Source organism: Pseudomonas chaetocerotis, assembly GCF_015712105.2.
In the GTDB taxonomy this organism is placed as follows: Bacteria; Pseudomonadota; Gammaproteobacteria; order Pseudomonadales; family Pseudomonadaceae; genus Aquipseudomonas; species Aquipseudomonas chaetocerotis.
Genome location: NZ_JACFYX020000006.1, coordinates 126,623 through 139,090 on the forward strand (window position 1 = coordinate 126,623; position 12,468 = coordinate 139,090).

General features: G+C 64.4%; 11 protein-coding genes. 5 read left to right on the forward strand and 6 right to left on the reverse strand.

The window, feature by feature from the left end:
• Positions 1–175 precede the first annotated feature (175 nt).
• The 4 genes from H3221_RS12365 (at position 176) to H3221_RS12380 (ending at position 3,406) form a co-directional block, all read left to right on the forward strand.
• Positions 176–730, forward strand: a complete 555-nt coding sequence (locus H3221_RS12365; RefSeq protein WP_196474719.1) for an NADPH-dependent FMN reductase — start codon at positions 176–178, stop codon at positions 728–730.
• Between the two features lie 105 nt (positions 731–835).
• A complete protein-coding gene (locus H3221_RS12370) occupies positions 836–1,417 on the forward strand; it encodes a TetR/AcrR family transcriptional regulator (RefSeq protein ID WP_196474720.1) in 582 nt (193 codons plus the stop codon).
• The gene (locus H3221_RS12375; protein WP_196474721.1) at positions 1,414–2,292 is read left to right on the forward strand and encodes an alpha/beta hydrolase family protein; all 879 of its coding nucleotides are present in this window, start codon (positions 1,414–1,416) and stop codon (positions 2,290–2,292) included. The genes H3221_RS12370 and H3221_RS12375 overlap by 4 nt, the downstream gene beginning before the upstream one ends.
• 454 nt (positions 2,293–2,746) lie before the next feature.
• The gene (locus H3221_RS12380) at positions 2,747–3,406 is read left to right on the forward strand and encodes an endonuclease (protein ID WP_196474722.1); all 660 of its coding nucleotides are present in this window, start codon (positions 2,747–2,749) and stop codon (positions 3,404–3,406) included.
• Between the two features lie 96 nt (positions 3,407–3,502).
• Here the strand turns inward: H3221_RS12380 and hutC are convergent, their stop codons facing one another.
• The 5 genes from hutC to hutI all read right to left on the reverse strand — a co-directional run bounded on the left by hutC (position 3,503) and on the right by hutI (position 9,713).
• Positions 3,503–4,216: a histidine utilization repressor gene (hutC, locus tag H3221_RS12385; RefSeq protein WP_196474723.1), complete on the reverse strand. Its 714-nt coding sequence runs from the start codon at positions 4,214–4,216 to the stop codon at positions 3,503–3,505.
• Positions 4,217–4,332: 116 nt separating this feature from the next.
• Complete coding sequence (hutH, locus tag H3221_RS12390) at positions 4,333–5,868, reverse strand: histidine ammonia-lyase (protein WP_397428034.1); 1,536 nt, start codon at positions 5,866–5,868, stop codon at positions 4,333–4,335.
• Between the two features lie 2 nt (positions 5,869–5,870).
• Complete coding sequence (gene hutU, locus H3221_RS12395; protein ID WP_196474725.1) at positions 5,871–7,544, reverse strand: urocanate hydratase; 1,674 nt, start codon at positions 7,542–7,544, stop codon at positions 5,871–5,873.
• 26 nt (positions 7,545–7,570) lie between these two features.
• Positions 7,571–8,506 (reverse strand): formimidoylglutamase, encoded by a 936-nt coding sequence (gene hutG, locus H3221_RS12400; protein ID WP_196474726.1) that lies wholly within the window; start codon positions 8,504–8,506, stop codon positions 7,571–7,573.
• A complete protein-coding gene (gene hutI, locus H3221_RS12405; protein ID WP_196474727.1) occupies positions 8,496–9,713 on the reverse strand; it encodes an imidazolonepropionase in 1,218 nt (405 codons plus the stop codon). The genes hutG and hutI overlap by 11 nt, the downstream gene beginning before the upstream one ends.
• A 226-nt stretch (positions 9,714–9,939) precedes the next feature.
• On the opposite strand from hutI, the gene H3221_RS12410 reads away from it, so the two are divergent.
• Complete coding sequence (locus H3221_RS12410) at positions 9,940–10,533, forward strand: HutD/Ves family protein (protein WP_196474728.1); 594 nt, start codon at positions 9,940–9,942, stop codon at positions 10,531–10,533.
• A 52-nt stretch (positions 10,534–10,585) separates the two neighbouring features.
• Here H3221_RS12410 and H3221_RS12415 read toward each other — a convergent pair whose 3' ends face one another.
• The gene (locus H3221_RS12415; RefSeq protein ID WP_196474729.1) at positions 10,586–12,364 is read right to left on the reverse strand and encodes an acyl-CoA dehydrogenase C-terminal domain-containing protein; all 1,779 of its coding nucleotides are present in this window, start codon (positions 12,362–12,364) and stop codon (positions 10,586–10,588) included.
• Positions 12,365–12,468: the final 104 nt, after the last annotated feature.

The window sequence follows — 12,468 nt, forward strand, 5'->3', positions numbered from 1 at the left end:
GGGCCTGAACAGGCCCGTTTTTTGGCGTCCTGGCGCCCGGCTCAAGTCCGTTATCCCGGCCCTGGATAGGCCATGGCGGCCGGCGAGGCGCAGAATACCTTTGCGCTCTGCACCTGCTGAAACATCCGGGGTCTATAGTGGTTGTTCCTTCCTCACCACACCCTCTGGAGTACACATGAGCAAGACCTACAACGTCGCCGTGCTGGTCGGTAGCCTGCGCAAAGCCTCCATCAACCGCAAACTGGCCCTGGCGCTGGCCGACCTGGCGCCCGCCTCGCTGAACCTGGAAATCCTCGAGATCGGCGACTTGCCGCTGTACAACGAAGACGCCGACGGCGATACCGCGCCGGCCTCCTACGCGCCGTTTCGCAGCAAGCTCAAGGCGGCCGATGCGGTGCTGTTCATCACGCCCGAGTACAACCGCTCGATCCCGGCGCCGATGAAGAACGCCATCGATGTCGGCTCGCGCCCGTATGGTCAGAGCGGCTTCAGCGGCAAACCGGGTGCCGTGCTCAGTGCCTCGCCGGGCGCCGTTGGTGGCTTTGGTGCCAACCATCACCTGCGCCAGTGCCTGGTGTTCCTCGACGTGCATGTGCTGCAGCAGCCGGAAGCCTACCTCGGTGGCGCCGGCAACTTCTTCGACGAGAACGGCGTACTCAGCGACGGCATCAAGCCATTCCTGCAGAAGTTCATAGACGCCTATGCCGCCTGGGTGACCAAGCAGGCCTGATGCCTAGCGCCGCCCACTGGGCGGCGCTCCACTGTGCCGATATGCCCTCATCTACGACCTGAATGACACTGGCAACTAGACCGACCGGTCTACATAATCCAGGCCATGACCAAGACCACTCGCGACAAACTGATCGACGCCATGATCGATGCCCTGCAGCGCAAGGGCCTGCACGGCGTCGGACTGAGCGAACTGCTGGCCGCCGCCGATGCGCCCAAGGGCAGCCTCTATCACCACTTCCCGAACGGCAAGACCGAACTGGCGGTAGCCGCCATCGAACGCGTCGGCCGGCGCGCCGAGCAGGCGTTCGCCACGCTCTTCGAGCGTCAGTCCGATCCGCTCGATGCGTTGACTATCTGGCTGCAGAGCGCGCTTGGCCAGTTGCAGGACAGCGCCTTCGAACGCGGCTGTCCGTTGGCCACCGTCGCCCTGGAAAGTGGTCCGCAAGATCATGAAATTCGTGCAGCCCTGGCCAATGCCTTCGTCGCCATTCGCCAGGCACTGCAGCAGCAGTTGCAGCGCCATGGTTACCCACAGCCAGAGGGGCTCGCTGCCCTGTTCGTCGCGCTCTACGAAGGCGGTCTGCTGCAAGCACGTGTCGCCGGCAGCAGCGAGCCGCTGAAACAGGCCGTTGCCACCCTGCTCCACCTGACCCGCCAGCACCGCACGGAGTCCCCGCCAGCATGAACACAGCCATTCGCAGCGAAACCCTGCCACTGCTCGCCCTCGACGACTACCAGTTGGCCGCCACGCGCTATCACGCCGAGCGACCGCAGGCGCAGTTGCTGATCGCCGGCGCAACCGGGGTGCCGCAGGGTTTCTATCGCCGTTTTGCCGAACACGCCGCCAGCCGTGGCTTCAACACCATGACCCTGGACTACCGTGGCATCGGCCAATCCAGGCCAGATAGCCTGCGCGGATTCGAGATGGAGTATCTCGACTGGGCCCATCTCGACCTGGCCGCGGCGGTGGATCAGCACCGGCACGCCGAGCGCCCGCTGTTCATGATCGGCCATTCGTTCGGCGGTCACGCCTTTGGCCTGCTGCCCAATCATGATCAGGTCGCCGGCTTCTACACTTTCGGCACCGGCGCCGGCTGGCACGGCTGGATGCCCAAGGCAGAGCAGGTGCGCGTACTGGCCATGTGGCGGGTGATCGGCCCGCTGATGACGCGCTACAAGGGCTATCTGGCCTGGAGCAAACTGGGCATGGGCGAGGACCTTCCGCTGGGCGTGTACCGTCAGTGGAAGCGCTGGTGCCGCTTCCCGCGCTACTTCTTCGACGACCCGCAGATGCCGGGGCTGGCCGAGCGCTTCGCCCAGGTGAACACACCGATGGTGGCGCTCAATACTCTGGACGACCTGTGGGCCCCTCCCGTCTCGCGCGACGCCTTCATGGCCGCCTATGTGAATGCGCCCTACCAGGCGCGCACGCTCGACTCGCAAGCCGAGGGCCTGGGCACTATCGGTCATATGGGTTATTTCCGCCCTGCGGCACAGCGTCTGTGGGACGAGACGCTGGACTGGTTCGAGCAAATCAACGCCGGGCGGCAGGCAGCCTGATCGCGCAGGGTGTACTGTGCGCACCGGCATGGCTGGGGGGCATCGGTGCGCGCGGCGCACCCGACGGGGGAACTTGGTGGGAATGGGCGAACGCCCAAAAAAAGAAAACCCCGCGTTCGCGGGGCCTTGCAGACTGTAGTCCTGACGTCCTTGATCTGCTCACCATCCTGGCGGCTGTCCAGCGTGTCCTTGTTCGTCTAGGCGCTTCCTGCGCTGAATCCATAAGCGGCATAGTACGCTCGTACCTGATCGATCGACAGTGGCAAAAATCGTGACATCGTGTAAGCAATGGCTTACACGAGCTCTCCCTCTTTCAGCCGCTCGACTTTGCTGTGGCGGTCCTGGGTTGGGAGAAAGCATTTAGTCATGTTTTTTGCGACGTGCGTCTTGCTAGACTCCATCTTGTCCTACAAAAACAACAGACTCCGACAACGGTGGTCACTGGGGCTAGAGTATGCGCGCAGTCACCTTGCTTCTAGGTTGCCTGGCAACCTGCATCAGCACGTTCTCCCTGGCCAATGGCCAGAGCCAACTGGGCGATGTCAAACAGGCCATCGATCAGGCGTTCTGGCAGGATCTCTACGGTAATGGCGGCACCACGCTCTATTGCGGCCAGACCTTCGCCCGCGAAAGCGGCACCCTGACAGCCAGCCCGATCTACAGCAGCAAGCAGCTCAAGAGTGCGATGCGCTGCGTCACCGACCGCCAATGCACCATCATGAACCCGCGCTATCCGTACATTTCCTCCGACCTGCATAACTACTACCCGGCGCTCAGCCGCGTGGAGCTGGCACGACGCAACGCCCAGTTCGCCGAACTGGCCGACGATGTACCGAGCAAGTTCGCCAACATCGGCTGCGACATGAAAACCAGCTTCCAACTGGTGGAGCCGCGTGACGAAGCCAAGGGCAACATCGCCAGAGCGATCTTCTACATGCATGTCGAGTACGACCTGCCCATAGTCGGCCTGGTGCCGATGTACAAGACCTGGAACCGCATGGACCCGCCGGATGCCGAGGAAAAGGCCCGCAACGACAAGATCGAGGTGCTGCAGGGCACACGCAATCGCTTTATCGACGAGCCATCATTGGTCGATCAACTAATCGCCGAGTGAGGTCTCGCTGCTTTCGATATCGCCGCTCCGTAGGGTGCGCTGTGCGCACCGACTCTGTCTGCTGAACTACAGCGCACCCTGCAAATCGCGCGCAGCCTACCCCCCGCGTTTATGAAGCGAACGCAGCTTATAGCGGTCACCGGGATGGATCAGCCGTGCATAGCTGATCAGGTGATCGTCCGACCAGGTGCGGCGAATCACACTCAGGCAAGGCATGGCCGGGTCGATCTGCAGCAGGTCGGCCGTGCGTGCATCCACCAGCACCGCTTCGACCACATGCTCGACATCCGAGATCGGGCAGCTGGCAACCAGCACTTCGTTGGGCGTGACCTGGCTGAAGTCGCTCTGCAGGTAGTGCGGCACCCAGCGCGGGTTGACGAAGCGATCCTCGAGCTGGATCGGCAGATCGTCCTGCAGGTGCACGAGGATGCTGTGAAACACCTCCCCGCCCAGGCGCAGCCCCAGACGCAGGGCCACCTCATCATCGGCGGCGATAGCTTCGCAACGCACCACCGTATTGCTGTAGGCATGGCCGCGACCACGCACTTCGCTGGCGATGTTCATCACCTCGTGCAGCGGCGACTCGGCCTTGCGGTCGGTAACGAAGGTGCCAAGCCCAGCCTGACGCACCAGGTAGCCTTTCTGCACCAGATTCTGGATCGCCTTGTTGGCAGTCATGCGGCTGACGGCGAAGTCGCGCGCCAGCTGTTCCTCGGGCGGAATCTGATGATTGACCGGATAGGCACCGCCGTGAATGCGCTCGAGGAGAAAATCCTCGATTGCCTTGTAGCGCGGGGTGGGACTGGTCACGACTGCTCCTTGGAAATGCCAGGTGCGCGGATGATAGCGGAGCGAACCACTCCGCTCCCAGCGCCGTTGCCCGGATGAAATCCAGGAGCCCCGAAACCAGGCTCCCGGATTGCGGCTCAGCCTACCGAAGGCAACATGCCGGCCGGCAGCAGCGGCGTCAGCACGCGCTCGGCGAGCAGTGCATCGGCGGCGGCGATGTCGGGGGCAAAGAAGCGGTCTTCGACGTAATACGGCACCTTGGCGCGCAGCGCCTGACGCGCCTGCTCCAGCGCCGGCGTGCTCTTTAGCCCTTCACGGAAATCCAGGCCCTGGCAGGCGCCGAGCCATTCCACGGCAAGCACGCCACGGGTGTTGGCGGCCATGTCCCACAGGCGCTTGCCGGCAGCCGGAGCCATGGAAACGTGGTCTTCCTGGTTGGCCGAAGTCGGCAGACTGTCGACGCTGTGCGGGTGAGACAGTGCCTTGTTCTCGCTGGCCAGGGCCGCAGCGGTGACTTGGGCGATCATGAAGCCGGAATTCACGCCGCCATTGGCCACCAGGAACGGCGGCAGTTGCGACATGTGCTTGTCCATCATCAGCGATACACGGCGCTCGGACAGCGAGCCGATCTCGGCGATGGCCAGGGCGATATTGTCGGCGGCCATGGCCACCGGCTCGGCGTGGAAGTTGCCACCGGAAATCACCTCGCCTTCGGCGGCGAACACCAGCGGGTTGTCCGACACGGCGTTGGCCTCGACACCGAGCACTTCTGCTGCCTGACGCAGCTGGGTCAGGCAAGCGCCCATGACCTGCGGCTGGCAGCGCAGCGAATACGGGTCCTGTACCTTGTCGCAGTCGGCGTGGGAGCGGCCGATCTCACTGCTGTCGCCGAGCAGTTGACGGAACGCCGCCGCCGCGTCGATCTGCCCGCGCTGACCACGGGCAGCATGAATGCGTGCATCGAAAGGCGAGCGCGAGCCTAGCAGCGCCTCGACGCTCAGCGCGCCGCAGACGCTGGCGGCGGCGTACAGGTCTTCGGCCTCGAACAGCCCGCGCAGGGCATACGCCGTGGAAACCTGGGTGCCGTTGAGCAGGGCCAGGCCCTCCTTGGCGGCGAGGGTCATCGGCTCCAGGCCGGCGATGGCCAGCGCCTCGGTGGCCGGCAGCCACTGGCCGTTATGGCGCGCCTGGCTTTCGCCAAGCAGCACCAGCGACATGTGTGCCAGAGGCGCCAGGTCGCCGGATGCCCCCACTGAGCCTTTTAACGGAATGTGCGGGTAGACCTCGGCGTTGACCAGGGCGATCAGCGCGTCGATCACCTTGCGGCGGATGCCGGAGAAACCGCGCGCCAGGCTGTTGATCTTCAGCAGCATGATCAGGCGCACCATGGCATCGTCGAGCGGCTGGCCGATGCCGGCGGCATGCGATAGCACGAGCGAACGCTGCAGCTTTTCCAGGTCGTCGTTGGCGATGCGGGTCGAGGCCAGCAGGCCGAAACCGGTGTTGATGCCGTAGGCGGTGCGGCCCTCGGCGATGATCTGGTTGACGCAGGCAACGCTGGCCTCGATAGCCTCATGGGCGGCGGGGTCCAGGGTCAGGTGCACGGGTGCCTGGTAGGCGGCGCGCAGGTCGGCCAAGGTCAGGTGACCAGGACGCAGATTCAGGGCTGTCACGTTCATTCTCCTTTGCCAATCATCGGCAGGTTCAAGCCCTGCTCGCGGGCACAATCAATGGCGATCTGGTAACCGGCGTCAGCGTGACGCATCACGCCGGTGCCCGGGTCGTTGGTCAGCACGCGGGCGATACGCGCGGCAGCTTCGTCGGTGCCATCGCAGACGATGACCATACCCGAATGCTGGGAGAAGCTCATGCCCACGCCACCGCCATGGTGCAAGGACACCCAGGTGGCGCCGCTGGCGGTGTTGAGCAGGGCGTTGAGCAGCGGCCAGTCGGACACGGCATCGGAGCCGTCCTGCATGGCCTCGGTCTCGCGGTTGGGGCTGGCTACCGAGCCGCTGTCGAGGTGGTCGCGGCCGATGACGATGGGCGCACTCAGCTCACCCGAGCGCACCATCTCATTGAACGCCAGGCCGAGCTTGGCGCGCTGGCCCAGGCCGACCCAGCAGATACGCGCCGGCAGACCTTGGAAGGAAATGCGCTCGCGGGCCATGTCCAGCCAGCGGTGCAGGTGGGCGTCGTCCGGGATCAGTTCCTTGACCTTGGCGTCGGTCTTGTAGATGTCCTCGGGGTTGCCGGACAGCGCCGCCCAGCGGAACGGGCCGATGCCGCGGCAGAACAGCGGGCGGATGTAGGCCGGGACGAAGCCGGGGAAATCGAAGGCATTGCTCACGCCCTCTTCCTTGGCCATCTGGCGGATGTTGTTGCCGTAGTCGAAGGTCGGCACGCCCATCTTCTGGAAGTCGAGCATGGCCTGCACATGCACGGCCATGGACTGCTTGGCGGCCTTGACCACGCCAGCCGGATCGGTGGCTGCACGATCCTTGTATTCGGCCCAGGTCCAGCCGATCGGCAGGTAGCCATTGAGCGGGTCGTGGGCACTGGTCTGGTCGGTGACCATGTCCGGGCGCACGCCACGGCGTACCAGCTCCGGCAGGATCTCGGCGGCGTTGCCCAGCAGAGCGATGGAGATGGCCTTGCCTTCGCCGGTGTACTGGGCGATACGCGCCAGGGCGTCGTCCAGATCAGTGGCCTGTTCGTCGACGTAACGGCTGCGCAGGCGGAAGTCGATGCTGGTCTGCTGGCACTCGATGTTCAGCGAGCAGGCACCAGCCAGGGTCGCGGCCAGCGGCTGGGCGCCACCCATGCCACCGAGGCCGGCGGTGAGCACCCAGCGGCCCTTGAGGTTGCCGGCGTAGTGCTGGCGACCGGCTTCGACGAAGGTTTCGTAGGTGCCCTGGACGATGCCCTGGCTGCCGATGTAGATCCAGCTGCCGGCGGTCATCTGGCCGTACATGGCCAGGCCCTTGGCATCCAGCTCGTTGAAGTGCTCCCAGCTCGCCCAGTGTGGCACCAGGTTGGAGTTGGCGATCAGCACGCGCGGGGCGTTGCTATGGGTCTTGAACACGCCGACCGGCTTGCCGGATTGCACCAGCAGGGTCTCGTCGTCATTCAGGTTGGTCAGGCTCTCGACGATCTTGTCATAGCACTCCCAGTTGCGCGCGGCGCGGCCGATACCGCCATACACCACCAGCTCCTTGGGGTTCTCGGCCACGTCCGGGTCGAGGTTGTTCATCAGCATGCGCAGCGGCGCTTCGGTCAGCCAGCTTTTGGCGGTGAGCGTATTGCCGCGCGGGGCGCGGATTTCGATATCGCGGTACTTGGTGGTCACAGCGTTTTCCTCTTGTTGTTCGGTGCTCAGAGGCTGAGCAGATGAATCAGCCGCGCCGCCACCTTGGCGGTGCGGTTGTCGATGTCGTATTCGGGATTGATCTCGGCCAGGTCGGCCAGGCGCAGCTTGCCGCTGGCCTTGAGCCGTTCGAGCAGGGGTTCGAGCAGTTCCAGACGCACCCCGCGCGCCGCCGGGGCACTGACGCCGGGCGCCTCGCAGGCCGGCAACACGTCGATGTCGAGGGTCAGGTAGAGCGCGTCGCAATTGGCAGCGAAAGCGTCCAGATCGGCGCCGATGCTCTCCAGGGTCGATTCACGAATCTCATGATCCTCACGCACCAGCACGTCCAGTTCGGCGGCGCGAGCGAACAGCGCGCGGGTGTTGCTGGCGCGGCTGACGCCCAGACAGGCATAGCGGAACGGCCAGCCGCGCGCCGCGCACTGTTCGGCGATCTGTGCGAAAGGGGTACCGGAGGAATGCACATGGGCCGGGTCGCGCAGGTCGAAATGGGCGTCGAAGTTGACAATACCGATACGCGGGGCGGCCTGCCCGCTCAGGTGTTCGGCCAGTCCCGACCAGCTACCGAAGGCCACCTCATGACCGCCTCCGATCACCACGGGCAGGTGGCCGGCATCCAGAAGCGCGCAGACATTGCGACCGAGGCGTGCCTGTGCTGCTTCCATATCGCCGTCCTCGCAGGTCACGTCACCGGCGTCATAGGCCGGCGCCTGACGGTGCCAGGCCAGGTTGGCCAGCGCCTTGCGTACGCTTTGCGGCGCAGCGGCAGCACCGACGCGGCCATGGTTGCGGCGCACACCCTCGTCGCAGGCGAAGCCGAGCAGAGCCAGGCCCGGCTGACTGTCTTCAGTGAGTGCGCGGATGCGCTGGTGCCAGCGCGCGCTGTCGCTTTCCGGGTCGGTACGACCGCTCCAGGCGGCCATGCTGTGACGATCAGCGAGCATGAGTAGTGGCTCCGTTGAACACGCGCTGACGCAGGCGCCCGGCCTGCACCGCGTAGGCCAGTTCGGCCGGTTGCTGGATATCCCACAGGCACAGATCCGCCGGAGCGCCGACGACGATGCGGCCCAACTCGGGCAGGCCGAGGGCGCGAGCGCCATGGGCGGTCATACCGGCCAGGGCCTCGCGCGGGGTCAGACGGAACAGCGTGCAGGCCAGGTTGGCCATCAGCGTGGGCATGCAGATCGGCGAGGTGCCGGGGTTGGCGTCGCTGGCCACGGCCATCGGCACGCCGTACTGACGCAGCAGCTCGATGGGCGGCAGTTGGGTTTCACGCAGCACGTGGAAGGCGCCGGGCAGCAGCACGGCAACGGTGCCGGCCGCGGCCATGGCGCGCACGCCGGCCTCGTCCAGGTATTCGATATGGTCGGCCGACAGCGCACCGTAACGTGCGGCCAGGGCGCTGCCACCCAAATTGGACAGCTGCTCGACATGCGCTTTGATCGCCAGGCCATGGGCCTTGGCCGCCTGATAGATGCGCTCGCACTGCGCCGGGGAAAAGCCGATGCCTTCGCAGAACACATCCACGGCATCGGCGAGCCGTTCACGGGCAGCAGCCGGAATCATCTCGTCACAGACCAGACTTACGTAATCGTCGGCACGGCCGGCATATTCCGGCGGCAGGGCATGGGCACCGAGCAGCGTGGTGAGCACCCGCACCGGGCGCAGCTCACCGAGGCGGCGGGCCACGCGCAGCATCTTCAGTTCATCGGCAACGGTCAGGCCGTAGCCGGACTTGATCTCCAGCGTGGTCACACCATCGGCCAGCAGCGTATCGAGACGCGTCAGGCTGGCGGCGATCAGTTCGTCCTCGCTCGCTGCACGAGTGGCGCGCACGCTGCTGAGAATGCCGCCGCCATTGCGGGCGATGGTTTCGTAGCTGACGCCTTCCAGGCGCTGCTCGAACTCACCGGCACGGTTGCCGGCGTACACCAAATGGGTGTGGCAGTCGACCAGGCCGGGGGTCATGACGCCGCCGCGCCCGGCGCAGGCCGCGCCTTGAGCTAGCGCCTCGTCGAAGGTGCGCGACGGCCACAGGCCGGCAATGCGACCGTCCTCGACCAACACGTTCATTGCCTCGTCAAGTTGCGCCAGGCCATCGAAGACCTGCACATCGCGCCAGAGCTGTTTCGAGGTGGAATGCATCGGCATGGGGTTCTCCCGGCTTTATTTGTATATACAATATGAGTGGATCGAATCGGCGTCAAGCCGAGAGCAGCAACCTGACCTTGTGATCACAAGACCAGACAAGGCATGTGCAGTAAGGTTTGATACCCTGAACAGAGTGCTGCCGGCCTCTGTCTGGAGACACCTTCGCCGACCTTGTGATCGGAACCGTTTGTCGCCTCGCCACCATGTATATACATTTGGAGTGATCATGCCCTGCATCCTGCTCGACCCCGCAACCGCCCGCGCGATGCCCTGGAAGAACGGTGGCGGTTCCACCGTGGAATTGGCCATTTCGCCAGCGGATGCAGGCCTGGAGGATTTCGCCTGGCGAATCAGCACGGCTCAGGTTGAGGTGGATGGTGCCTTTTCCAGCTTCCCGAGCATCGACCGCAGCCTGGCCGTGCTCGCCGGTAACGGCGTATGCCTGCAACGCGCCGACGGGCAGCGCGAAATACTGCTCAGCGGTGGCGCCACAGCGGTGTTCGACGGCGAAGAGGCGATCAGCGCCCAGTTGCTGGACGGCCCGATCACCGATCTCAACCTGATGACTCGACGCGATGTTTGGAAGCATGAGTTGCAGGTGATGAAATGGCAGGGAACGCAGGGGCTGGAGAACGATGCAGCGGTACTGCTGCTGTGGAATGCTGCCCTGAGCGCAGTCGAAGTGAATGCAGGCGGCGCGATGCACCACCTCGCAGCGGGCAATGGCCTGCTGATCGAGAACGAGCCCGGCCAGTTGCACCTGCATGCGCAGCGCCCCGCACTGCTCTACGTGGCCAGGCTGAATCGGTGCACTTCCTGAAATGAAAAACCCCGGCACGCTGGCCGGGGCTTTCATTGAACGCGACTGAATGTCAGAACTGCGCGGCGTCCAGCAGATACAGCGACTCGCTACCGGCCTTGACCGACGCACTCAGCGAATGAATGCGCGGCAGTAGGCGAGCGAAGTAGAAGCGCGCGGTACCCAGCTTGCTGGCGTAGAACTCGTCCTGCCCTTCCTTGCCCAGCGCAGCACGTGCCATCAAGGCCCACATGTAGGCATAGGCGGTGTAGCCGAATACCTGCAGGTACTCCACCGAGGCCGCTCCGATCTCGTTGGGGTTGTTCTTCGCACGATCCAGTACCCAGGCAGTCAACTCATCAAGGTTCTGCACGGCGGCTGCCAGTGGCTTGGTGAACTCGTCGAGATTGGCATCGGCCGCAGCGATGAAGCCTTTGATCTCGTCAGCCAGATGCCTGTAGAAGCTGCCACCGCTGCCAACGATCTTGCGCCCCATCAGGTCCAGCGACTGAATGCCGTTGGTGCCTTCGTAGATCTGGGTGATGCGGCAGTCGCGAACCAGCTGCTCCTGACCCCACTCGCGGATGAAGCCGTGGCCACCGAAGATCTGCTGGCCATGCACGGTGGTTTCCAGCGCCATGTCGGTGAGGAAGGCCTTGGCCACCGGGGTCAGAAGCGCCACCAGCTCATCGGCGCGCTTGGCGGTCTCCTTGTCCTCGCTGTACTTGGCGGTGTCCAGTTGCATGGCGACATAGCTGGAGAAGGCACGGCCACCCTCGTTCAGCGCCTTCATGGTCAGCAGCATGCGGCGCACGTCTGGGTGCACGATGATCGGGTCGGCCGCTTTGTCCTTGGCCACCGGGCCGGTCGGCGCGCGGCTCTGGAGCCGCTCGCGGGCGTATTCGATGGCGCTCTGGTAACTGCGCTCGCCCAGGGCAAGGCCCTGGATGCCGACGCCCAGGCGCTCGTAGTTCATCATGGTGAACATGGCGTTGAGGCCCTTGTTCACTTCGCCGACCAGGTAACCGGTGGCGCCGTCGAAGTTCATCACGCAGGTGGCCGAGGCCTTGATGCCCATCTTGTGCTCGATGGAGCCGCAGCCCAGCGCATTTTTCTCACCGAGGGAGCCGTCAGCATTGACCATGACCTTGGGCACGATGAACAGCGAAATGCCTTTCGGGCCCGCCGGCGCGTCCGGCAGCTTGGCCAGCACCAGGTGGATGATGTTTTCGGTCAGGTCGTGCTCGCCACCAGTGATGAAGATCTTGGTGCCGCTGATCTTGTAGCTGCCATCTGCCTGAGGTTCGGCCTTGGTACGGATGATGCCGAGGTCGGTGCCGGCGTGCGGCTCGGTCAGGCACATCGAGCCAGCCCAGACACCGGCGTACATGTTCGGCAGGTACTGCTGCTTCAGCTCTTCGCTGGCGTGGTTGAGGATCGACAGGCAGGCGCCGGCGGTCAGCATCGGGTACAGGCCGAAGGACAGGTTGGCCGAATTGACCATTTCCTCGACCTGGGCGCCGATCACCTTGGGCATGCCCATACCGCCGAACTCCGGCGAACCGCCAACACCGACCCAGCCACCCTCGGCGTAGGTCTGGTAGGCCTCGGGGAAACCGGTCGGGGTTTTCACCGCGCCGTTGTCCCAGGAGCAGCCTTCTTCGTCACCGCTGCGGTTCAGCGGGGCGATGCTGCCGGCGGTGACCTTGCCAGCTTCTTCCAGGATGGCGCTGGCGGTATCGGCATCGACCACCTCGGCCAGGGCCGGTAGCTCGGCCCAGAGCTTGGAGACTTCGAATACTTCATTGAGCACGAAGCGCATGTCGCGCAAGGGGGCTTTGTAATCGGCCATGACACATCCTCAAAAACGGACTTACGTGAGAGGAGCGAGTTTACTTGAACAACTTTATAGACACATAGGGTCTTGTTGTGACCAATAGTTCACGCCAGGTCACC